This is a genomic window from Epibacterium sp. MM17-32 (assembly GCF_022348205.1).
GTDB lineage: Bacteria > Pseudomonadota > Alphaproteobacteria > Rhodobacterales > Rhodobacteraceae > Epibacterium.
In genome coordinates this window covers 80,629-102,752 of record NZ_JAKRFC010000006.1, presented here as the reverse complement: position 1 = coordinate 102,752, position 22,124 = coordinate 80,629, and the positions used below count along the sequence as shown (strand labels likewise).

General features: G+C 63.4%; 18 protein-coding genes. 15 read left to right on the top strand and 3 right to left on the bottom strand.

The features are described from left to right. Positions 1–24: 24 nt before the first annotated feature. The 7 genes from MHM88_RS11670 (at position 25) to MHM88_RS11640 (ending at position 6,261) form a co-directional block, all read left to right on the top strand. The gene (locus tag MHM88_RS11670; protein WP_239364829.1) at positions 25–3,060 is read left to right on the top strand and encodes a sarcosine oxidase subunit alpha family protein; all 3,036 of its coding nucleotides are present in this window, start codon (positions 25–27) and stop codon (positions 3,058–3,060) included. Next, complete coding sequence (locus tag MHM88_RS11665; protein WP_239319527.1) at positions 3,053–3,622, top strand: sarcosine oxidase subunit gamma; 570 nt, start codon at positions 3,053–3,055, stop codon at positions 3,620–3,622. The genes MHM88_RS11670 and MHM88_RS11665 overlap by 8 nt, the downstream gene beginning before the upstream one ends. 108 nt (positions 3,623–3,730) lie before the next feature. Further along, the gene (locus MHM88_RS11660) at positions 3,731–4,141 is read left to right on the top strand and encodes a hypothetical protein (RefSeq protein ID WP_239319530.1); all 411 of its coding nucleotides are present in this window, start codon (positions 3,731–3,733) and stop codon (positions 4,139–4,141) included. 272 nt (positions 4,142–4,413) lie between these two features. Continuing rightward, positions 4,414–4,764 (top strand): hypothetical protein, encoded by a 351-nt coding sequence (locus MHM88_RS11655; protein ID WP_239364826.1) that lies wholly within the window; start codon positions 4,414–4,416, stop codon positions 4,762–4,764. Positions 4,765–4,854: 90 nt separating this feature from the next. Next, positions 4,855–5,454 carry a superoxide dismutase gene (locus tag MHM88_RS11650; RefSeq protein WP_239319536.1) on the top strand — a complete coding sequence of 200 codons (600 nt, stop codon included), beginning with the start codon at positions 4,855–4,857 and terminating at the stop codon, positions 5,452–5,454. A 154-nt stretch (positions 5,455–5,608) separates the two neighbouring features. Next, on the top strand, positions 5,609–5,812 hold the full coding sequence (locus MHM88_RS11645; RefSeq protein ID WP_239319539.1) for a hypothetical protein: 204 nt from the start codon (positions 5,609–5,611) through the stop codon (positions 5,810–5,812). Next, positions 5,809–6,261 carry a host attachment family protein gene (locus MHM88_RS11640; RefSeq protein WP_239319542.1) on the top strand — a complete coding sequence of 151 codons (453 nt, stop codon included), beginning with the start codon at positions 5,809–5,811 and terminating at the stop codon, positions 6,259–6,261. Before MHM88_RS11645 ends, MHM88_RS11640 begins: the two co-directional genes overlap by 4 nt. 104 nt (positions 6,262–6,365) lie before the next feature. Here the strand turns inward: MHM88_RS11640 and MHM88_RS11635 are convergent, their stop codons facing one another. After that, entirely contained in the window at positions 6,366–6,914 is a 549-nt protein-coding gene (locus MHM88_RS11635; protein WP_239364823.1) for a TIGR00730 family Rossman fold protein, read from the bottom strand. A 150-nt stretch (positions 6,915–7,064) separates the two neighbouring features. On the opposite strand from MHM88_RS11635, the gene MHM88_RS11630 reads away from it, so the two are divergent. From MHM88_RS11630 to MHM88_RS11610, 5 genes are all read left to right on the top strand, one after another. Beyond that, on the top strand, positions 7,065–8,930 hold the full coding sequence (locus MHM88_RS11630) for a LysM peptidoglycan-binding domain-containing protein (protein ID WP_239364816.1): 1,866 nt from the start codon (positions 7,065–7,067) through the stop codon (positions 8,928–8,930). A 134-nt stretch (positions 8,931–9,064) separates the two neighbouring features. Beyond that, on the top strand, positions 9,065–10,873 hold the full coding sequence (locus MHM88_RS11625; protein WP_239364805.1) for an ABC transporter ATP-binding protein/permease: 1,809 nt from the start codon (positions 9,065–9,067) through the stop codon (positions 10,871–10,873). Positions 10,874–11,006: 133 nt separating this feature from the next. After that, entirely contained in the window at positions 11,007–11,336 is a 330-nt protein-coding gene (locus tag MHM88_RS11620; protein WP_239319558.1) for a hypothetical protein, read from the top strand. Between the two features lie 378 nt (positions 11,337–11,714). Beyond that, positions 11,715–11,960, top strand: coding sequence for an EF-hand domain-containing protein (locus MHM88_RS11615; protein ID WP_239319561.1), 246 nt, complete (start codon positions 11,715–11,717; stop codon positions 11,958–11,960). A 405-nt stretch (positions 11,961–12,365) separates the two neighbouring features. Further along, the gene (locus tag MHM88_RS11610) at positions 12,366–12,839 is read left to right on the top strand and encodes a hypothetical protein (RefSeq protein WP_239364802.1); all 474 of its coding nucleotides are present in this window, start codon (positions 12,366–12,368) and stop codon (positions 12,837–12,839) included. A 109-nt stretch (positions 12,840–12,948) separates the two neighbouring features. Here the strand turns inward: MHM88_RS11610 and MHM88_RS11605 are convergent, their stop codons facing one another. Together MHM88_RS11605 and MHM88_RS11600 are read right to left on the bottom strand one after the other, a co-directional pair. After that, entirely contained in the window at positions 12,949–16,731 is a 3,783-nt protein-coding gene (locus tag MHM88_RS11605; RefSeq protein ID WP_239364799.1) for an efflux RND transporter permease subunit, read from the bottom strand. Continuing rightward, positions 16,728–17,993 (bottom strand): efflux RND transporter periplasmic adaptor subunit, encoded by a 1,266-nt coding sequence (locus MHM88_RS11600; RefSeq protein WP_239364796.1) that lies wholly within the window; start codon positions 17,991–17,993, stop codon positions 16,728–16,730. The genes MHM88_RS11605 and MHM88_RS11600 overlap by 4 nt, the downstream gene beginning before the upstream one ends. Before the next feature lie 353 nt (positions 17,994–18,346). Here MHM88_RS11600 and MHM88_RS11595 point away from each other — a divergent pair, with 353 nt between their 5' ends. From MHM88_RS11595 to der, 3 genes are all read left to right on the top strand, one after another. Continuing rightward, positions 18,347–19,021 carry a hypothetical protein gene (locus MHM88_RS11595; protein ID WP_239364793.1) on the top strand — a complete coding sequence of 225 codons (675 nt, stop codon included), beginning with the start codon at positions 18,347–18,349 and terminating at the stop codon, positions 19,019–19,021. Between the two features lie 70 nt (positions 19,022–19,091). Further along, positions 19,092–20,414: a PQQ-like beta-propeller repeat protein gene (locus MHM88_RS11590; protein ID WP_239364790.1), complete on the top strand. Its 1,323-nt coding sequence runs from the start codon at positions 19,092–19,094 to the stop codon at positions 20,412–20,414. Positions 20,415–20,607: 193 nt separating this feature from the next. After that, complete coding sequence (gene der, locus MHM88_RS11585; RefSeq protein ID WP_239319573.1) at positions 20,608–22,086, top strand: ribosome biogenesis GTPase Der; 1,479 nt, start codon at positions 20,608–20,610, stop codon at positions 22,084–22,086. Positions 22,087–22,124 lie beyond the last annotated feature (38 nt).

Below are 22,124 nucleotides of genomic sequence, written 5' to 3'. Positions count from 1 at the left end.
CTCCTGCCGCGAAAGGGTCGCATCATGAGCACGCGTCTCGCCAAACAGGGTCGTCTCATCGACCGCTCCAAACAGATCGAGTTTTCCTTCAACGGCAAAAAGCTCAAGGGCTATGCCGGGGACACGCTCGCCTCTGCGCTTCTCGCCAATGACCAGATGCTGGTCGGGCGATCGTTCAAATATCACCGCCCGCGCGGCCTCGTCGCCTCTGGCTCCGAAGAGCCGAACGCGCTGGTGGGCCTCGGGTCCGGCGACCGCTTTGAACCGAACCAGCGCGCCACCACCACCGAGCTGTTCTCGGGCCTGTCCGCCCAGTCGCAGAACCACTGGCCGAGCCTCGAATATGACGTGGGCGAGCTGAACTCGAAGTTCTTCTCCCGCTTCCTGACCGCTGGCTTCTACTACAAGATGTTCATCCACCCGCGTCCCTTCTGGAAACATGTGTATGAGCCCTTCATCCGCCAGTCCGCAGGTCTGGGCAAAGCGCCCGACAAGGAGCTGAAGGACGCCGACACCTACGAGCACTTCTACTATTTCTGCGATGTGCTGGTGATCGGGGGCGGTGTGGCCGGTTTGCAGGCCGCGAAATCTGCCGCAGCAACGGGCGCCAAGGTTCTGGTTCTGGAAGAAAAATCCTATTGGGGTGGTCGCACGCCTGTGGACGGTGGCACCATCGAAGGGCTTGACGCCGAGGCCTGGATCGCCAAGACCGTTGCCGAGCTTGAGGCGATGGAGAATGTCACCCTGCGCACGCGCACCATGGGTGCGGGCGTCTATGACCACGGCTATATCCTCGGCTACGAGCGCCTGACCGACCACGCGCCGGGGCAGGGTGGCCCGCGTCACCGCCTGTGGCGCATCCGCGCGTCGCAAACCGTGACCGCAACAGGTGCCATCGAACGTCCGCTGTCCTTTGCGGGCAACGACGTGCCGGGCGTGATGCTGGCGGCTTCGATGCGCGACTACGTGGTGAACTGGGGTGTGACCCCGGGCCAGAAGGTCGTCGTCGCCACCAACAACGACGATGCCTACCGCACCGCCATCTCCCTGCATGAAGCAGGCGTCGAAGTTGTACGCGTGCTCGACACCCGCGAAAGCGGCGGCGGCGATCTGGCCGACAAGGTCCGCGCGCTTGGCATCCGCGTTGAGTGCGGTCGCGCCATTGCCAAGGTCAAGGACGGCAAACGCGTCACCAAGGTCGCCATCTGCGCCCAGAACGGCGAGGGCGGTGCCCGCGAGGAGATCGAGGCCGATGCTGTGGCGATGTCCGGCGGCTGGTCGCCGGTGGTGCACCTGTGGTCCCACTGCGGTGGCAAGCTGACCTGGGATGACGCCCAGGCGCATTTCCGCCCCGATCCGGAGCGTGCGCCCACCGGTCATGACGGCAAACCTTTTGTGGTGACCGCAGGCTGTGCTTCCGGTCCGCTTACGCTCTCTGCTGTGATGGCGGATGCGGCAGCAGCCGGTGCCAAGGCGGCAGAGGCGGCTGGACGTCCGGCGCAATCGGTGGCTGAGGTTGCGACCTCTGATCTCACTGAGGCGCCGATGGAAGCGGTGTGGATGATGCCCGCCAAGGCCGACATCAAACTGCGCATGAAAACCTGGCTCGACTACCAGAACGACGTCAAGGTCTCCGACGTGCAGCTGGCTGCGCGCGAGGGCTATGAAAGCGTCGAGCACACCAAGCGCTATACCACGCTGGGCATGGCGACCGATCAGGGGAAACTCTCCAACATCAACGGCTTGGCAATCCTTGCGGATAGCCTGGGCGCAGAGATCCCGCAGGTCGGCACCACCACCTTCCGCCCACCGTACCACCCGATCTCGATGGCGTCGATCGCCGGCGAGGCGCGGGGTGAGATCTTCCAGCCGCTGCGGAAGACGCCGATGTACGACTGGCACGACAGCAACGGCGCCCATTGGGAGCCGGTCGGCCACTGGCGCCGCCCCTATGCCTATGTGCGCGCGGGCGAAAGCGTCCATGATGCGGTCAATCGCGAGGTCAAGAACACCCGCGAGAACCTTGGTCTGCTGGATGCGTCCACCCTCGGCAAGCTGATCGTCAAAGGGCCGGATGCGGGCAAGTTCCTCGACATGCTCTACACCAACATGATGAGCACGCTGAAGATCGGCAAATGCCGCTACGGTCTGATGTGTTCCGAGAACGGCTTCCTCGATGACGACGGCGTGGTTGCGCGCATCGACGAGGACACCTGGCTCTGCCACACCACCACCGGCGGTGCGGATCGCATCCACGCCCATATGGAGGAATGGCTGCAGACCGAATGGTGGGACTGGAAAGTTTATGTCACCAATGCCACCGAACAGCTGGCCCAGGTTGCCGTGGTCGGCCCCAACGCCCGCAAGGTGCTGGAAAAGCTGAACGCAAACGCGGGCGGCGGCATGGACCTCTCGAAAGAGGCGCTGGCCTTCATGGAGTGGAAGGATGGCGAGATCGGCGGCTTCAAGGCGCGCGCCTACCGCATCTCCTTCTCGGGCGAGCTGTCCTACGAGATCGCGGTTGCGGCCTCCGAGGGGCAGGCGTTCTGGAACGCGCTGGTCGAGGCGGGCAAGGAATTTGGCGTCATGCCCTATGGCACCGAATGCCTGCACATCCTGCGCGCCGAGAAGGGCTTTATCATGATCGGCGACGAGACCGATGGCACCGTGATCCCGCAGGATCTCGGCCTGCATTGGGCGCTGTCGAAGAAGAAAGAGGACTACCTCGGCAAACGTGCACAGCAGCGCAGCCACATGGCTGATCCCGACCGCTGGCAACTGGTGGGTCTGGAAACCGTCGACGGTTCGGTGCTGCCGGATGGCGCCTATGCGGTGGGCAATGGCACCAACGCCAATGGTCAGAAGAACACCATCGGCCGGGTGACCTCCACCTACTACTCCGCCACGGTTGGTCGCGGGATCGCGATGGGTCTGGTGAAACACGGTCCCAAGCGCATGGGCGAGGTCCTCGACTTCCCCGGCACCGATGGGAAAATCTACAAAGCCAAGATCGTGGAGCCGATCTTTTACGACAAGGACGGGGAAAAGCAGAATGTCTAACGCTGTAAGCGCCCTGGGCGGCGCAAGCTTCGCCGGTCTGGCCAAGGTCACCGACACTGGTCTTGGCGGCATGATCACCCTGCGCGGCGATTTCGCCTCGGCCAAATTCCAGGCGGCGGTCAAGGCCGCCACCGGAACCGAGGTGCCGGCAACGCGCAAGATCGTCTTTGGCGACACGGGCGCGGCGGCCTGGATGTCGCCGGACGAACTGTTGTTGCTGGTGGACTACGACGGCGTTGATGCCGTCGTCGCCAAGCTGGGCGAGGATCTGGCGGGCGAGCACCACATGGCGGTCAACGTCTCCGATGCGCGGGCCTGTTTCTCGGTCAGCGGTGACGCCGCCTGCGAGGTGATCGCCAAGGTGGCACCGGTGGATCTGGACGACGGCCAGTTCCTGGCGGGTGACTTCCGCCGCACCCGCTTTGCCCAGGTGGCAGGCGCGTTCTGGCTGGATGAGGCGGGCGTGTTCCATATCGTCTGCTTCCGCTCGGTTGGCGAGTATATGTTCAACCTCCTGAAGGCGGCGGCGCATCCGCAGTCCAAGGTTGGTGTCTACGCCTGATCTGACGCCAATTGGCAACAGATTTGGAAACCACGATGCGGCCCCCTTGCGGGGCCGTTTTGTGTTTGCATATTCATGCCACGCTGAAGGATTTAAGGAACTGTTTTTATGTCTTTTTTCAACAACCGGCTTTGGTCCGGCGTGATCGCCCTGTGTCTGTCCGCAACGGCCTCCGCCGCAGAGGTCTGGATCTGTGATTTCAAGGATGGCACCCGTCGCAATACCATACCGCCAAAGGTGCTCGTGGATCTGAGACCGGACGGCAGCGCCTTGGTCATGGACCCGTTCCTGGTTCATTTCGAGCAGGCGCCCAAACAGGCCAAATTCGTCAAGAACACCCAGACCAAGCTGCGTGTGCGGTGGCGCGTGGACGACGTGGAATTCCAGGGCGGTCTGGCCACGGATATGGATTTCTCGCTCGTTCATGACAAACGCAAGAGCAAGGCCTTCATCACCGTGAGCATGCCCAGCTTTGACAATCGCGACAGCGGCACCGGGGCCTGCGCCCTGAGAAAGTGACCTGTTCAAACTCGGGGTGGCACGCGTGCGCCGGGGTCATGCAACGGTGTTAAATCGTCACTTGATTGGCCGACATATGTGAGACCAGCCCGGGTTTCGATCCGGGCTGTATATATTTGAATTAGACAATTAATAGACAGTATTTGTATCAAATGAAGGATAATGTAGTGGGTATTTGTAAACCTCTGTCAATATGGATAATGTTGATATGTGTCACCTGCGGCGCAAGCGTTGCGCAAGCGGCGACGTACACTTGCACCATTGACAAGGTTTTGGTCCAACATCCCTATCTCCCGGAAAAGCTCGTCTTTCGCGCGGATCGGATGTTGCACGCGGTGACGCTGAAGCAGGTTGATGTTGCGAATGTGAAGACCTCCGGCGGCCCGGGGGTGGTCGAGCACCGAACCCCAAAACGGGTCCGTGTCAGCTGGTCCTCGTCCGATTATGTGCCGATCGGGCCGCTCCCACGGCAACCCGGCAGCTACGGGCGTCTGAGGCCGGAGGACTATCGCTACACCTTCTCCCTGAGCCGCAGCGACAACCGGATCACAGCGCGGATCGTGGATCAGCGCTTCGGGGCCAGCCGAGGAAGTGCCGACGGGCGTTGCCAACTGCGCAAATGAATGGCGATTTACCGCACAAGCACTTGACCAATCCGAGGCAGAACCGCATGTATCCGTCAGGAACGCAACATTAAATGACAGGGGGCCAAAATGGCTTTTGAACTTCCCGACCTTCCCTATGCACATGATGCGCTGGCGTCCAAAGGCATGTCTGCCGAAACGCTGGAATACCACCACGACCTGCACCACAAGGCCTATGTCGACAACGGCAACAAGCTGATCGCGGGCACCGAGTGGGAAGGCAAGTCGCTCGAAGACATCATCACCGGCACCTACAACAAGGATGCCGTGGCGCAGAACGGGATCTTCAACAACATCTCGCAGCTGTGGAACCACAACCAGTTCTGGGAAATGATGGGCCCGGGCGACAGCGCCATGCCCTCCGAGCTGGAAAAGGCTCTGGTCGAGTCCTTCGGCTCCGTCGACAAGTTCAAGGAAGAGTTCTCCGCCGCAGGCGCCGGTCAGTTCGGCTCCGGCTGGGCGTGGCTGGTCAAGGACACCGATGGAGGCCTCAAGGTGACCAAGACCGAGAACGGCGTGAACCCGCTGTGCTTTGGTCAGACCGCGCTGCTGGGCTGTGACGTGTGGGAGCACTCCTACTACATCGATTTCCGCAACAAGCGCCCGGCCTATCTGTCGAACTTCCTCGACAACCTGGTGAACTGGGAAAACGTCGCCTCCCGCATGTAAGTGCGGCCAAGGTGTGAAATTCAAAGGCTCTGCCCGGTTCGGGTGGAGCCTTTTTGTTGCCGATGTTCAGGTTCCTCGACCTTTGCGGGCTCTGTGGAACATCGGCGGTCTCCGGGCGTTGTTCCTGTGAACGGCAATGAAATGGAGGCTCAACATGGCAGAGCGTATGCGATCCAAGGACGGCCATCAGGAAACCCGGGATGTTCTGGGGGCTGAGGGTGCGATCTCTCACGGTGGGCGCAACGGCGGCCGGCTGGCCCGCGAAATCGCCAGCGCGGATGAGGAAAAGCGCGCTGTGGAGCGGCCAGCGGGGGCGACCCGCGTCACCAAGGCCAACGAACAGGAGGATCCGTCATGAGCAAGCTTGAACAAGGCACCTACATTCTGGTTACGGACAGCGAAAAGGCGCTGCTGCTTGAGAATATTACCGACGGGCAAAACCCGCATTTCGAGGTGAGAAAGAAAGAGGAGCAGGACAACCCGTCCGACCTTGAACAATCTGCCAATCGCCCGGGCCGCAAAGCCGACACCGGCGTTGGGCAGCGGTCGGCACTGGATGACACCGACTGGCACGAGCTGGCAAAGGAACGCTTCGCCGATGATATTGCCGACCTGCTCTATGCCCGTGCCCATCGCGGCAAGCTAGGTCCGCTGGTGCTGGTGGCGTCACCGCAGGTGCTGGGGGGCTTGCGCGGCAAGCTGCACAAGGAGGTGCAGGCGCTGATCCAGGACGAGATCCCCAAGACGCTGACCAACCATCCGCTTGATGAGATCGAGAAGATCGTGATGGATGAGCTCGCGGCCTGACCGCGCTTTTCTGAACGGATTTCCGAAACAGCAGATAATCCCCGCCTTAGGGCGGGGTTTGTCATGTCGGAAGGCTTGCGATGCGTTCAGGTGGTGTGCAGCGGTCAGGGGGTCTTTGTGAGTGCCGTCAGCGCGTCCGGCACTGTCTGCGCCCAGATCAGCGTGTCCAGAACCGCTGCATCGGCAAAGCCCTCGGCAATCACGTGATTGGCCAGTGAGCGCAAGGGCTCCCAATAGCCGGCGGTGTTGAGGACCACGATGGGCTTGGAATGCAGCCCAAGCTGGCGCCAGGTGATGGCCTCGAACAGCTCGTCGAGCGACCCCATGCCGCCGGGCAGCAGGATCACCGCGTCTGCATTGTAAAGCATCACCTTCTTGCGTTCATGCATGGTTTCGGTGACCACATAGGTGGTCAGGTCGCGCTTGCCGACTTCGCGCCTGACCAGATGCTCGGGGATGACGCCAAAGGTCTCGCCGCCGGCGGCTTGCGCTGCGCGGGCGACCGTGCCCATCAGACCCACATCCCCGGCGCCGTAGACCAGTCGCAGACCTGCCGCTGCCAACCCCGCGCCGAGGTCGCGGGCCGCATCCTCATAGGCCGGGTTCGTCCCCATGCGCGAGCCGCAATAGACGCAGACAGATGTGACAGTCATGGCGCACCTTTCTCATTTTTAACGGGATTTCTCATCACGCCCGGAAAACATCGTGCTTTGACCCCTCATAGCGGTATTGCTAGGTTTGCTCAACCGAGCGGGCGGAAACAGTCAGCCGGTGCAAAGGGACACAGAGGAACCAGTCGCAAGATGACAAAAACAAGCGGGATAGGCCTGGGGACCGGGCTGGCCATCGGTACGGTTGCGGCGGTGGTCTTCGTGGGCGGCGGGATCTTCCTCGCCCAGAGCGGCAGGCTCGGCGAGGCGGCGCAAACCGGGGTTCAGCGGCAGCTGGCCGCTTTGGGGCTGGCGCAGCCCGCTGACCAGGCGCAGCCCCCCGCAGCCAAGCCCGAACCGGAGCCGGAGCGAACAGAGGTTGCGCCCGCAGAGGCGACCGCACCAGAGGATGTTCCAGACGTCGCCGCGGCGCCGGAACCGGCGTTTGAGCTGCGCGCGCCGGTGCTGGAGGTGGCCCGGTTCGAAACCGATGGCTCCGGGATCGTTGCGGGCTCGGCTCAGGTCGGGGTCGAGGTTCAGGTGCTTCTTGATGGCGCGGTTCTGGACACCCAGACCGTCCCGGAGGCGGGAGAGTTTGTCTCCTTTGTGTCCATCGAGGTCAGCGACCAGCCGCGTATCCTGACCCTGCTGGCCCGGTTCGACGGGCAGCAGCGCATGTCAGAGGACCGTTTTATCCTGGCCCCGATCCAGCCGCAGATTGCCGCAACCGATGATACCCCGGAGGCGGACCCGGCACCGGGCGCAACGGCAACGACGGAGGGCGACAGCGATGCGGCTGATCTCGTGGTGGCCGACACATCCGAGGCTGTAGCGCCGCAGCCAGAGGACGAACCCGCGTCCACGTCATCGACCGCGACGACAACAGAGCTGGCGCAAGAATCCGCGACCGACGAAGATACGTCAGCGGCAGCCCGCGTCACAGAGGTGACGCCGCCCGCCACCGGAGGTGAGGATAGCCAGAGCGTTGCGGAGGCTGCTCTCACATCCCCGGCTGAAGAGACGCTTGCCCCGGATGTGGCCGAGGCTGCTCCGGTCCCGGCGCAGCAGGAGACCACCGTGGACGCAACAGACACCGTGTCCGCGCCACAAACGCCGGACGACGATGCGGTGGCACAACAGGACACTCTGACCACAGCGGAGGCCCCCTCCGTGCAGAGCGCGCCGGTGACCGCTGAAACGCCGCGCGCCGCAACTGCGGTTACGGTGGCGGATGCCGACGCTGGGGTGCAGGACACGCAGACCGCGCCGCCTGTTGCCGCAGAGTCCACCCTGGTTGAGCCCGACACACCGCAAACGTCCACCGGCACAGCAACACCGAGCATTGCCGCAGATGGCGATGCGACACCGCCGGGACCACAGACCTCCGTCGCCGAGACGCCCGCCACCGCGACCGAGGACCCGGTGGAGACGGATCCGGAGCCAGCGCCGCAGCCCGACGTCTCTGTCGCCGTGTTGCGCGCGGGCAGGGATGGGGTCACGCTGGTGCAACCCGCCAGCCCGGTTGCGCAGGCGCTGTTGGACAAGGTTGCACTGGACACCATCGGATATACCGATGCCGGCGAGGTGCAGCTTGCCGGACGTGCCAGACCGGATGCGCTGGTGCGGGTCTATCTGGACAACAGTCCGGTGGCGGATATTCCCGCGCGTGCCGATGGCCACTGGTCGGGCAGTCTGACAGCGATCGCGCCGGGGATCTACACGCTGCGCCTCGATGAGATCGACCCGGTGGAGGGCAACGTGCTGAGCCGGCTGGAAACCCCCTTCAAACGCGAAGCGCCCGAGGTGTTGCAACCGGCGCTCGCGGCACAGAGTGAGGCCGGCGGGCCGGCACCGGCGATTGCGGCGGTCACCGTGCAGAAGGGCGATACCCTCTGGGCGATCTCGCAAGAGCGCTACGGCAGCGGGTTCCTCTATGTGCGCGTGTTCGAGGCCAACAAGGACGATATTCGCGACCCCGACCTGATCTACCCCGGACAGATCTTCACACTGCCGCAGTGAGGGCGTAGACAATAGCCACTGCTTTGCGCGCTCCTGTCGCCGGGGGCGCGTTTTCGCGTCCGAAGCCGGGCACTACGGCGCCGGCCCCTGAACCGGCACAGATGCGGCCGCACAGACTGAGACAAGGACCCCAGATGAGCCAAAGTGAGACGCCCACCGCCGCGCAGGAACGCCGTTCCGGGCTGCGCACGCTGCGCAAGGTCTGGCCCTACATCTGGCCGCAGGAGGCGCCGTCGGTGCGGGTCCGGGTGGTCCTGGCGATTGCGGTCCTGGTGGCTGCCAAGGGGATCGCGGTGGCGACTCCGATGCTCTACAAGGGCGCGGTGGATGCGCTTGCCGACGAGGGCGTTCCGGTGCTGGCGCTTGGCGCGATCGGCCTGACCATCGCCTATGGTATGGCGCGGGTGATGAACACCGGGTTTCAGCAATTGCGTGATGCGGTGTTTGCCCCGGTGACGCAACGGGCGCTGCGGCGTCTGGCGCTCTCCACCTTCCGCCACATCCATGCGATGTCGATGCGCTATCACATGACCCGCAAGACCGGCGGCCTCAGCCGGATCATCGAGCGTGGCGTCAAGGGCGTGGAGTTCCTCCTGCGGTTCCTGGTGCTGTCGATCGGGCCGCTGATCCTGGAGCTGTCTCTGGTTGCGGTGGTGCTCGCCTGGATGTTCGACTTTTGGTATCTGGTGGCCGTTGCGGTGACCGTTGGTCTCTATGCCTGGTTCTCCTTTGCGGTGACGGAATGGCGGGTGCGCTTGCGGCGGGACATGAACACCCAGGACACCGATGCCAATCAGAAGGCGATCGACAGCCTGCTGAACTACGAGACGGTCAAATACTTTGGCGCAGAGGATCGCGAGGCCGAACGCTACGACGGGGCGATGAAGAACTACGCGGCCGCAGCGCTGAAGACGGCCTATTCGCTGGCGGCGTTGAACTTCGGTCAGGCGGTCATCATCACCACCGGGCTGGTCACGGTCATGGTGATGGCGGCTGCGGGGGTGGAGCGCGGCGATCTGACGGTGGGCGATTTTGTCATGGTCAACGCCTACATGATCCAGATCACCGGCCCGCTGGGGTTCCTGGGCACGGTCTATCGCGAGATCCGTCAAAGCCTGGTGGACATGGGCGAGATGTTCGATCTTCTGGAGCAGGCGCCGGACGTCGAAGACCGGCCTGATGCGCAGGAGCTGCGCGTGGACAAGGGCGAAATCCGATTGCAGCAGGTCGAATTCGGCTATGAGCCGGAGCGCCAGATCCTGAAAGGCGTCTCTCTGACGGTGCAGGGCGGCCAAACGGTGGCGATCGTCGGATCGACCGGATCGGGTAAATCGACCATCGGGCGGCTGTTGTTCCGGTTCTACGATGTCACCGGCGGTCAGCTGATGATCGACGGGCAGGATGTGCGCGACGTGACCCAGAAGAGCCTGCATACCGCCATCGGCGTGGTGCCGCAGGACACGGTGCTGTTCAACGACACCATTCGCTACAACATCGCCTACGGGCGGTATGGCGCCAGCGAGGCCGAGATCATACAGGCCGCGCGCGATGCCCAGATCCATGACTTTATCGAAAGCCTGCCCGCGGGCTACGACACGCAGGTGGGCGAACGGGGGCTGAAGCTTTCGGGCGGTGAAAAACAGCGCGTCGGCATTGCCCGCACCTTGCTGAAGGACCCTCCGATCCTGCTGCTGGACGAGGCCACCTCGGCGCTTGATACCGACACCGAACAAGAGATCAAGACGGCGCTGGCCCGTGCCGGACAGGGGCGCACCGTGATCACCATTGCCCACCGGCTGTCAACCATCGCCGAAGCGGATCGCATCGTGGTGCTGGAGCAGGGCGAGATCGCCGAGACCGGAACCCATGACGCGCTGATCGGGCAGGGTGGGCGCTATGCGCAACTCTGGCACCGCCAGCAGTCGGATCTGGACCGCGACTGAGCTCCGGCGTCTCCCTGACCCCATGCGCGCGCTTTAGCGCTTTGGATTGTCATCTCTCTGTCATATTCTGCAATGGGCCGCACCGCTTGGGGAGACGGTGCGGCGCGGATGGCGGTCTCTCCAGGGAGAACAGATGACCCAACGACTGAAACAGGCCCTGATGGCCCTTGTCCTGAGCGCTGCGGCCACCGTGTCGCACGCGGAGGATCTCGATTTTCTGCTGAGCAACGAAAGCAGCGCCGATCTGGTTGAATTCAACGTGTCCGTCGCGGAATCCGCGTCCTGGGAAGAGAACCTGCTGGCCGGGGGCTATCTGCAACCGGGATATGAGATCGACGTCGTGATTGCGGATGGCCAGTCCACCTGTGTTTACGACATTCGCGGTATCTTCTCCGATGGCGCGGTGCTGGAGGACTTCGGCCTCGATCTCTGCGCACTGGGGGGCTACACCTTTTACGACTGACACTGCCGTTGTCAGATCAGCTGGCGTGGCAGATCGTGATGAAGATAGAAATTCGACGGCGGCACCGGGGGTGTCGCCTCTTTTTTTGCTTTGCCCCGGGTTTGATTTTGTTCCCGGCCGGGGCGGCTTTTCTTCTTTTGGGCGAATTTGCGCGGCGCGCCGCCCGTTTCGGCCCCGGGGGTCGGCGGCGATATGTGCAGTGCGGGTGCCTATGCGTTAAGTCGCCGATGTAAAACGAAAAATCAGGCCGAACACCGCCCGAAAACGGGGGCAAGCCGGATCGCTCTGGCGGCGGTGGAGGGGGCTCTCTACCTTCCATCATGTCACGAGGCGCTGAACTGCCGGTGACCGAAACAAACCAAAGAGTGGAGTATAACGATGAAGACTTTTGCCCTGACCGCCGCCGTTGCCGCAATCGCCGCAGCCCCTGTTCTGGCCAGCAACTTCGCGCCCGAAGTGGATGCGGATGGCAATGGCACCCTGTCGCTGGAAGAGCTTCAGATCGCCTATCCGGCGCTCACCGAAGAGACCTTTGCTCAGATCGACGTGAACGCCGATGGCGAGGCGGACATGGAAGAGGTCGCAGCCGCGCAGGAAGCTGGCATCCTCGTCACCAACGGCTAACCCGAATGGCCGTCGCCCAGGGTTGCCCGGATGGGCCCCTGGGCGCGCCTCCCTGCGGCAGCCCCCGTGCGCGTCTGTTATGCGCCTGTTCCGGGTTCGGGATCCTGCCACGGGCTTGTGCTGTGCTTCCTGGCGTGCGCGACGGCTCCGCGCCCCCGCCGGACCGTCTGACCCTCTCTTCCCCCAAGAGACTGCGCCTGTGTTCCAGGTTGCAGCACATGAAAGGCCCCGCCCATCGGCGGGGTCTTTTTACTTGTTCCGCAGGGGGATAGGCGGGGGTTTCTCACATTTTCTTCACGGAAACGAGACTGGCAGGAACATCTTTGGCTGTGGCGTGTTGGTCGGATGTCACGGAGGCACAAGACCTCCAAAATACACTGCGATCCTGAAAAGGAGGACAACATTATGAAACGCTTTGCGCTGACCACCGCCGCCCTTTCCGCCCTGATTGCCGCCCCGGCCATGGCTGATGTATCCGGCGCCGGTTCGCAAACCTTCGACGAGCTGAAGGACGTCTATCCCACGCTCGACCGTAAGGTGTTTGAGCAGGTCGACGTGAACAAGGACGGTGTGGCCGACATGGCAGAGATCGATGAGGCCGAGCAGTCCGGTGTGCTGGACGAGGAGATGGCAGTCACGAACTCCTCCTCCGACGGCAACTATGATCCGACGCCGAATGGTGTGGACGAAGCCGGTTCGCTGACCTTCTCCGAGCTGAAAGAGGACTATCCGTCCCTGACCAAGAAGGTCTTTGAGGAAGTGGACGTGAACAAGGACGGCGTTGCGGACATGGAAGAAATCGACCAGGCCGAGCTGTCTGACGTTCTGGAACCGGGTATCGGCAATACCGCCGAAGGCCAGTCCTACAACAACGGGTAACATCGTTTGCGTCAGCAGTCCCTCGACAGAGGTGTAGCTGCGGCCAAATGAAGAGGGCCTCTCCCATCGCGGGAGAGGCCCTTCTTTTTGTCTCTGTGCTGACGCGCCGCTATTCGGCAGCCTTCAGCGAGGCTGCCCCCGCCGCCGCGGACGGCTCTTCTGTTGCCTCCTGCGGTTCATCGTCAGTCCAGTGCACCTCCGTCATCGGCAGGTGGCGTGCCTTGCGGCTCAGCACCGTATCCCGGGCCACGCGGCTGCCCTGTCCGCCCGTCACGCGGGCGACCAGACGGCCGAGGGCGGCCATATAGGTGCTGAACCAGATCCGCATCGCCAGCAGGGAGGGGGTCACGACCAGTGTCAGAACCGTCGCCACACCCAGACCAAACACCACGGCAGTGGCCAGCTGTTTCCACCACAGGGCGGTGGGGCTGTCGATCGAGTAGCCGCCGCCAAAGAAGTCCAGGCTGACCCCGAACATCATCGGTGCAAGACCGGCCATGGTGGTGATCGTGGTCAGCAGCACTGGCCGGATGCGGGCCTCCGCGGTGCGGATGATGGCCTCGATCCGGGGCATGTGCTGACTGAATTCCTGATAGGTATCAATCAGGACGATGTTGTTGTTCACCACAATCCCCGCCAGCGCCACGATCCCGGTGCCGGTCATGATGATGGAGAACGGCTGTTGCATCACCATCATCCCGATCAGCACCCCGGTGGTGGACAGCACCACCGCCAGCAGCACCAGAACCGAGTTGTAGAAACTGTTGAACTGCGCCAGCAGGATCACGAACATCAGCCCGAGCGCCCCGGCAAAGGCCCGCATCAGGAAGGCACCGGATTCCTCCTGTTCTTCCTGATCGCCGGTCCACTCCCAGTCGATGGAGGCGTCAAAGGGTTCGGTTTCCAGCCATTTGGTCAGCTCCGCAATCCGTTCGTTGGAGTTGATCGGAACGATGCTGGTCTCGCCGTCCGCAATCGCTTCGCGCAGCGCGTCAGCGGATGCAGCGCCGGTCAGGGACTGGATCTCCGCCTTGGCGCCGCTTGGCAGGGTGATCGCCTGGTCAGAGGCGGTTTGCCCCTCTGTCACCTGTTTGACCACCGCCAGCGAGATGGCCTCCCCCTCGGTATCCGTGCCCATGATCCGGTTCAGGCCCGGTTCCACATCCGCCTTCACATCGAAATACCGTTGCTGTTCAACGCGCGAGATCTCGGCCAGTTTCGGAACCGGTTTTCGGGTCACGAAATTGGACAGCGGCACCAGCCCTTCCTCGGTGCGCAGCTTCAGCGTGTCGAGGGTCGACAGCACCCGCTGCTGCTCCGGCAGGCGCAGGCGGATTTCGATTTCCTCGTCGGAGCTGTCGACGCGCATGGTGTCCAGCAGGATGCCGCGGGTGACCAGCTGCACCATCGCGCCAACGGTTGCCACATCGGCACCGTAGCGGCCGGCCTTGGCCACATCCACGTCGATTTCCCAGTCGATACCGGGCAGGGGCAGGCTGTCCTCAATGAGGGTCAGCCCCGGCGTGTCCTCGAATTTGGTGCGGGCGGCATCGGTGGCTGCGCGCAGCGGTTCCCAGTCGTCACCCTTGATGCGCAGGTGAACCGGTTTGCCGGAGGCCGGCCCGCCTTCGAGCGCCTTGATCTCCACCTCAAAGCCCGGCAGCGTGTCGGTCAGACTGGTCAGCTCTTCGAGCACCGTGTCGCCATCGAATTCATCCGCGGTGACTTCCCGCTCGAACAAGCCCCCAAAGACCGGTTCGGTTTTTGTCGGGCGATCCTCCCAGGGGATGATCTCGAACTGGACCTGGCCGATGGTGTCGGGCGGCGTGCTGGCGCCGGAGGCATCGGTGTTCAGACCGCCCTCACCGGCAAAGGAGAACACATTGATGACCGCCGGATGGCGCATGATCATGTCTTCAGTGGCGCGGACCATTTCGTCCTTTTCATGCAGCGACAGGTTGCCGCGCGCCCGGACATAGGCGGTGGCCTGCTCTGGTTCGCTTTCGACAAAGAACTCGACGCCGTGGTTGTTGGTCTGGAACAGGCCAAACACCGTCATGATGCCAAAGCCCACGACCACAAGCGTCACCACCGGCATCACCGGGTTGCCGACGATCAGCTTGATGAACCAACCAAAACCGCCAAGGCGATGGCCGGCCTCGACCCGGCGTTCGCGATGCTGCAACTCCGCTGCCCCGAGTGTGACAGAGGCGGCGACGGCGGACAGCAAAAAGATCGCGACCCCCACAAGCGTGGCAAACAGGCCCGCGCCATTTGCAAACAGATACGCCGGGTTCAGAAGCTGCATCGCGCCCACGAACATGCCCCAGATCGCCAGCGGCACCAGTGCGGCCCGGACCACCCAGGGCAGATGGTGGCGCAACGCGTCAGAGGCGTTGCCAAAGGCGCGGCTCATGCGGCCCGTCACACCGCCCATCACCGGCAGGTAGATCAGCGCAACCACCAGAGATGCGGACAGGACGAAGATCAGCGTCACCGGCAGCATGCCCATGAACTCGCCCGGCACCCCGGGCCAGAACAGCATCGGCAAGAAAGCACAAAGCGTCGTCGCGGTGGAAGAAACCACCGGCCAGAACATGCGCTGCGCCGCCTCCACATAGGCGTGCATCGGGCCGGTGCCTTCGGAAATGCGCTTGTCGGCATATTCCACCACCACGATGGCGCCGTCGACCAGCATCCCCACTGCGAGGATCAGGCCGAACATGACGATGTTGGAAATCGAAATGCCCATCAGCGCCAGGAAGGCAAAGCACAGCAGGAACGAGGTCGGAATGGCAAAGCCCACCAGCAATGCAGCCCGGCTGCCAAGCGCCGCAAGCACGACGATCATCACCAGCGCCACCGCGGTCAGAACCGACCCTTCAAGCTGGCTCACCATGGAGCCGACAACCCGGCTCTGGTCGTTGGAGGTGCCGATCTCGATCGCCGCCTGCAACTCCGGCGGCCATTTGGCCTGCGCTTCGGCCAGGGTTTCCTTTACCAGATCAACGGTATCGATCAGGTTGAAGCCCTTGCGCTTGACGATCTGGAGGGCGACGGTCTCATTGCCGTTGAACCGCGCGGTGCCCTGGCGATCCTCGAAGGTGAAGTTGATCTGCGCCAGCTCCCCAAGGGTCACCACCCGGTCGCCGTTGGTCTTGACCGGCAGGCCATAGATGTCCTCGACGCTGTCAAAGGAAGACGGGATCTTTACCGAGAAGGTGCCCTGATCGCTCTCCACTTCGCCGGCGGCGATCAGCTGGTTGTTGTTCTGCACCACCGAGATCAGCTCGACCGCGGTGACATTGTAGGACTCAAGCTTGAGCGGGTCGATCAGCACCTCGACCATTTCGTCGCGATTGCCCGCGATACCGGCCTCAAGCACCGCATCCAGCGCTTCGATGTCGTCCTGTAAATCCTTGGCCAGCCGGGCCATGGTGCGTTCGGGCACCGGGCCCGACATGTTCACGATGACGATCGGGAATTCGGAGAAGTTGATCTCGTGGATGGCGTATTTCTCGGCGCCCTCGGGAAACTCCGCCTCGGCGGCATCCATCGCGTCGCGGACGTCGGCCATGACAGCGGTCTTGTCCCAGCCGAATTCGAATTCCAGTGCGACGCCGGCATAACCTTCGGCCGCGGTGGCCGACATCTTGTCCAGGCCGTCCAGATCCGCCAGTTCGGTTTCCATCACCTTGACCAGCAGCGTCTCCGAATCCTCGGCGGAAATGCCGGGGAAGGGCACCGAAATGAACAGGGCGGGGATTTCAATGTCAGGCTCGCCTTCCTTGGGCAGGCTGACATAGGCAAAGCCCCCGACCAGGAGGGAAATCGCGATAAAGGCCAGGACCATCCTGGCACGATCTGCAGCCCAGTTGACGACGCCGATCATTCACTTGCCTCCCGGTACGTTGGGTTCAGGGCCACCCCTTCGGTGACAAAATCCTGTCCAACAACAATCACATCCGCCTGTTCCGGCAGACCGTCGAGCCAGACGCCAGCGGCCTCATCCCGCAACAGCGTCACCGGAACAAAACCGGCGGTGCGATCTGCACGGACCACGCGCACGCCCAGTTGCCCCTCGTTGTTCAGTGTCAGCGCCGATTGCGGCAATTGATGGGCCTTGGCGCCTTCGGCGGCGATGGCGATTTCTGCGGTCTGGCCATCGCGAATGCTCAGGTCAGGGTTTGGCACGGTGACCTCCACCTCGAATGTACGGGTGGTTTCATCCGCTGAGCGGCTGATGAAGGACACCTCGCCGGTGACCTGCTGGCCGGTTGCCAGCCGCGCCCCGGCCCGCGCCCCCAGCGAGACCCGGTTGATCGCGGTTTCCGGCACATATCCCACCAGCTTGATGGTATCGAGCTGGATCACGGTGGCGCAGAGGGTGCCGGGCTGCAGCAGGCTGCCGACCTCGGCGGTATCGGATTCGAGTATACCATTGAACGGCGCGTGCAGCACCAGGCGATCCATTTCCTTTTCCGCGGCGGCCACGGCGGCCACGGCGGATTCGATCCCGGCGCGGGTGGATTCCAGCCCGCCTTCGGCAGAGGCGATCGCCGCCTGTGCGGTGCGCTCGGCCGCCTTGGCAGAGGCCAGACGGGTTTCAGAGGCATAGCCCCCTTCAGAAAGCTTCTGTGCCGCGGTGAGGTTGATGCGCGCCTCTTCCAGCACCGCATGCGCTTCTTCCAGGCGGGCTTCGGCTTCTGGCATTTTGGCGCGGGCTTCGGCGAGGCGCGCGCGCGCCTCCTGCAACGAGGCCGGGCGGGTGCCGGGGTCCAGTTCACACAGCACATCGCCGCGGTCCACCGTCGCCCCCTTGCGCAGCGGATCGGAGATCACGGTCGAGGTGGTTTCGGCCATGACGTTGACCTCGCGCAGGGCACGGGTCTGGCCACGCAGCACCACCGCGTTGTCGATGGCGCGGGCCGTGCTGTGCACGGCGACCACCGCCACTTGCGGCGGGCCGTCTGCCGTAGCATCGGACCCTGCATCCGCGAGCGCGGTCTGCGCCGCCTCGGCAGCGGAGTCGGCCGCTTCCATGTCCGTCGTGTCCTCGCCGCGGGCGAAGGCCAACAGGCTGTCGCGCTCCATGACCACGGCATAAAGGCTTGCGGTCACGACCAGGGCGGTCAGAGGGGGAATAATGCGCATGTTAAACGTCGTCTCCAGATTGAACACGTTTTTGTGAGTATAACCCCGTTTCGCCACGTCACACTGTGAAGCAGGTCACAGTGTGATGGTTTTCCGAAACACGTGCGCCGGGGCCCTTGATCCGGGCTCAGGTCTAAGCGGTCCCGGCGGCAAACAAAATGGTTCAGATTGCTCTTGTCACGCAAAATGACGCGAATGAGTGAAAATTCTCCCTGATCGAGCCGTTTCGCACCGGCAAATGGCAGGTTTTGTGCTCTTGTGCACAGGACTTGGCTTGTCTGAGTGCACAGGCTATGACACATCGTCAGGAAGAAATTTCGCCCCTTGGGGGCATCAGGGACAGAGGCCGTTTCATGAGCGATACCGACAGTTTCATCGATGAGGTGACGGAAGAGGTCCGCCGCGACCGTTTGTTCCTGCTGTTCAAGCGCTACGGCTGGATCGGCGCGGTTGTGGTGATCCTGATCGTGGGCGGCGCCGCTTGGCGCGAATACAGCCAGGCGCAGGCGCGCAGCCAGGCGCAGGACGTGGGAGACGCGATGACGGCGGCCCTCTCGGTGGATGCGGCCGCGGCCCGGGCCGATGGTCTGGCGCAGATCGAGGCGGGCAGCGCGGGCGCGCAAGCCGTAGTCGATATGACCGAAGCAGCCGCACGCGTCGACGCCGGAAGCCCGCAAGAGGCGGTCGTACTGCTGGACGGGATCGCCACCAATGGGGATCTGCCCCAGGTCTATCGCGATATTGCGGCCTTCAAATCGGTTCTGCTGCAGGCGGATACCATGTCGGCAGAGGATCGGCGCCTGCGCCTGGAGGCCCTCGCTGCCCCGGGCGGGACCTTGCAGTATCTGGCAGCCGAACAGCTGGCCTTGCTGGACATCGAGGCCGGTGACACCGCGGCAGCGCTTGCCCGTCTGCAGGAGATCTCTGCTTCGGTCGGCGTGTCCCGGGACTTGCAAGAGCGGGTGTCTCAAGTGATTGTGGCTCTCGGCGGATCGCCCGAGGCGGACGCGCAGGACGGGGACGGGTAAGCGCCGCTCTGGTTCGAGTGGTGACGAGATCCGGAAGAAATGACCCAGGAATGATGACAGGGGCAGGGTGATGACGGCAACTCCAGGTGGCTTTGGCCTCCGTGCAAGTGTAATGGCAACGGCGATTGCGGCGCTCCTGTTGGGATGCGCCGAACCGGAGGAAATCCTGCGCGGCCCGCGCGAAGACATCCGCGGCGGACAGAGCGGCGAGGTTGAAAACCAGGCGCGGGCGATTTCCCTGCCGCGTGCGGTCAATAATTCCTCCTGGACCCAGAGCCCGGGGCAGGCGGCAACCCGGACCACCCATGCGGCGCTGTCTGCAGCGCCCGCCCTGGTCTGGAGCACGAACATCGGCAGCGGCGATAGCCGCAAGCAGCGCATCACCGCGGCGCCGGTCGTCGGCGGTGGTCGCATCTACACGCTGGATGCCTCCTCTCAGGTGTCCGCAGTGTCGCCTGCGGGGGCGGTTCTGTGGCAACGAGCGATCCTGCCGTCCAGCGATGGCGAGGGCGACGCCACCGGGGGCGGCATCGCCTATGCTGGCGGTGTTGTCTATGTGTCCTCCGGGTTTGGCATTCTGACCGCGCTGGATGCGGAGACCGGCCAGCAGATCTGGCGTCAGGAGTTGGGCGCCACCGGATCCGGAAACCCGACGATTCGCGATGGGCTGCTGTATCTTGTGGCGGGTGATGACACCGCGTGGGTCATTGATACCAAGGATGGCCGCATTGCCTGGCAGTTGGAAGCCAGCCCCAGTGCGTCGAACATCCTCGGCGCCCCGGCGCCCGTGGTCGGGCCGGAGATTTCGGTCTTTGCCTTCGGCTCCGGCGATCTGATCGGGACCTTCCGGCGCGGCGGGTTCCGCCGCTGGATCGCATCGGTCTCCGGCGCGCGCACCGGCAGCGCGATTTCGCAGATCAGCGATGTCACCGGCGCGCCCTTCCTGGACGGCAATCGTGTCTATGTGGGCAACCATTCGGGACGTACAGCGGCCTTTGACGTGAACTCCGGCGAACGGCTCTGGACTGCGTTCGAAGGCACCTTCGGCCCCCTCTGGGTGGCCGGCGGCAGCGTGTTCTTCGTGAGTGATCGCAACAGGTTGATGCGTCTTGGGGCCAATGACGGCACAGCCATCTGGTCGGTGGACCTGCCGGGCTACGTCAAGGACAAGCCGCGCAAGCGTGCCGAGATCGTGGCGCATCATGGTCCGATCCTGGCGGGCGGGCAGCTGGTGGTGGCCTCCAATGACGGCCGCCTGCGGTTCTTTGATCCGGTGGACGGCAGCCTCAACCGCAGTATTGTGGTCAAAGGGGGCGCTTCGACAGAGCCGGTCGTCGCCAACGGCACGCTCTACGTGGTGACCTCGGACGGAGAACTTGCGGCGTTTCGCTAACCTGTTGACGCTGCAACAGTGAGGTGTTGCGCTGCGCTTTGCGCATCGCGAGGGGGCGGGAGCGCTCCGCTCTGACTGGCAGACCTGACGACATCCGGGAGGCAGAGCTCCGGAGACCGCGAATTTATTTACTGGCGTGCGGGCCAAAGATAGGTTATGCGCGCGGTTCACCAATCACGGAAAGTCCGGAGCCATGTCCTTTACGCTCGCCATTGTGGGGCGCCCGAATGTGGGCAAGTCCACCTTGTTCAACCGTCTTGTCGGCAAGAAGCTGGCGCTGGTCGACGACCAGCCCGGTGTCACGCGCGACCTGCGCGAGGGCGAGGCGCGGCTGGGCGACCTGCGGTTCACGGTGATCGACAGCGCCGGTCTGGAGGACGCCACCGACAACAGTCTCGAGGGCCGCATGCGGCGCTTGACCGAACGGGCGGTGGAAATGGCGGATGTCTGCCTGTTCATGATCGATGCGCGCGTCGGCGTGACCCCGACGGATGAGATCTTTGCCGAGATCCTGCGCAAGAAATCGGCGCATGTGATCCTGGCCGCCAACAAATCCGAGGGCTCCGCCGCCGATGCAGGCGTGCTGGAGGCCTATGGGCTGGGGCTCGGCGAGCCGATCCGCATGTCCGGTGAACATGGCGAAGGCATGAACGACCTCTATTCGGAACTCTTGCCGGTGTCGGAGAAGTTCGAGAAACTGGCCGAAGAGACCGCTCCCCTCACGGATGTCCTGTTGGACGAAGATGCGGACGCGGACTTCAACGCAGGTGAAGAGATCGCCGCAACACCTGTTCCGACAATGGAAAAACCGCTTCAGGTGGCGGTCGTGGGGCGCCCCAACGCGGGCAAGTCGACCCTCATCAACAAGATCCTTGGCGAAGACCGTCTGTTGACCGGACCAGAGGCCGGGATCACCCGTGACGCCATCAGTCTCAAGATCGACTGGTCCGGAACACCCATGCGGATCTTTGACACCGCCGGCATGCGCAAGAAGGCCAAGGTCCAGGAAAAGATCGAAAAGCTCTCGGTCTCCGACGGTCTGCGGGCGGTGAAATTTGCCGAGGTCGTGGTGGTCCTGCTGGATGCTGCGATCCCGTTTGAACAGCAGGATCTGCGCATTGCCGACCTGGCCGCGCGCGAGGGGCGTGCGGTGGTGATCGCGGTCAACAAATGGGACATCGAGGACGAGAAGCAGGACAAGCTCAAGGCGCTCAAGGAAGCGTTCGAGCGGCTGTTGCCGCAATTGCGCGGCGCGCCGCTGATCACGGTGTCGGCCAAGACCGGGCGGGGGCTGGAGCGCCTGCATGACGCAATCATGCGCGCCCATGATGTCTGGAACCGCCGGGTGCCGACAGCGGCCCTGAACCGCTGGCTTGCGGGCATGCTGGAACAGCACCCGCCGCCCGCCCCGCAAGGCAAGCGGATCAAGCTGCGCTACATGACGCAGGCCAAGACCCGACCGCCCGGATTCGTGGTGATGTGTTCGCACCCGGACAAGATGCCCGAGAGCTACAACCGCTATCTGATCAACGGGTTGCGCGATGATTTTGACATGCCGGGCACGCCGATCCGCTTGACCCTGCGGGGGCAGGGCGACAAGAATCCCTACAAGGGCAAGAAGAAAGCGACCCCGTCGCGCCTGCGTAAACATCTCGACGGTCGCAAGAGCTGATCCCGGCTGGCGCGGCACCACTGACAGGAGACCGCGCC

Coding starts and splice junctions, on each gene's coding strand:
- MHM88_RS11670 (WP_239364829.1), top strand. CDS start 25: ATGAGCACGCGTCTCGCCAAACAGGGTCGTCTCATCGACCGCTCCAAA.
- MHM88_RS11665 (WP_239319527.1), top strand. CDS start 3,053: ATGTCTAACGCTGTAAGCGCCCTGGGCGGCGCAAGCTTCGCCGGTCTG.
- MHM88_RS11660 (WP_239319530.1), top strand. CDS start 3,731: ATGTCTTTTTTCAACAACCGGCTTTGGTCCGGCGTGATCGCCCTGTGT.
- MHM88_RS11650 (WP_239319536.1), top strand. CDS start 4,855: ATGGCTTTTGAACTTCCCGACCTTCCCTATGCACATGATGCGCTGGCG.
- MHM88_RS11645 (WP_239319539.1), top strand. CDS start 5,609: ATGGCAGAGCGTATGCGATCCAAGGACGGCCATCAGGAAACCCGGGAT.
- MHM88_RS11640 (WP_239319542.1), top strand. CDS start 5,809: ATGAGCAAGCTTGAACAAGGCACCTACATTCTGGTTACGGACAGCGAA.
- MHM88_RS11635 (WP_239364823.1), bottom strand. CDS start 6,914: ATGACTGTCACATCTGTCTGCGTCTATTGCGGCTCGCGCATGGGGACG.
- MHM88_RS11630 (WP_239364816.1), top strand. CDS start 7,065: ATGACAAAAACAAGCGGGATAGGCCTGGGGACCGGGCTGGCCATCGGT.
- MHM88_RS11625 (WP_239364805.1), top strand. CDS start 9,065: ATGAGCCAAAGTGAGACGCCCACCGCCGCGCAGGAACGCCGTTCCGGG.
- MHM88_RS11620 (WP_239319558.1), top strand. CDS start 11,007: ATGACCCAACGACTGAAACAGGCCCTGATGGCCCTTGTCCTGAGCGCT.
- MHM88_RS11615 (WP_239319561.1), top strand. CDS start 11,715: ATGAAGACTTTTGCCCTGACCGCCGCCGTTGCCGCAATCGCCGCAGCC.
- MHM88_RS11610 (WP_239364802.1), top strand. CDS start 12,366: ATGAAACGCTTTGCGCTGACCACCGCCGCCCTTTCCGCCCTGATTGCC.
- MHM88_RS11605 (WP_239364799.1), bottom strand. CDS start 16,731: ATGATCGGCGTCGTCAACTGGGCTGCAGATCGTGCCAGGATGGTCCTG.
- MHM88_RS11600 (WP_239364796.1), bottom strand. CDS start 17,993: ATGCGCATTATTCCCCCTCTGACCGCCCTGGTCGTGACCGCAAGCCTT.
- MHM88_RS11595 (WP_239364793.1), top strand. CDS start 18,347: ATGAGCGATACCGACAGTTTCATCGATGAGGTGACGGAAGAGGTCCGC.
- MHM88_RS11590 (WP_239364790.1), top strand. CDS start 19,092: ATGACGGCAACTCCAGGTGGCTTTGGCCTCCGTGCAAGTGTAATGGCA.
- der (WP_239319573.1), top strand. CDS start 20,608: ATGTCCTTTACGCTCGCCATTGTGGGGCGCCCGAATGTGGGCAAGTCC.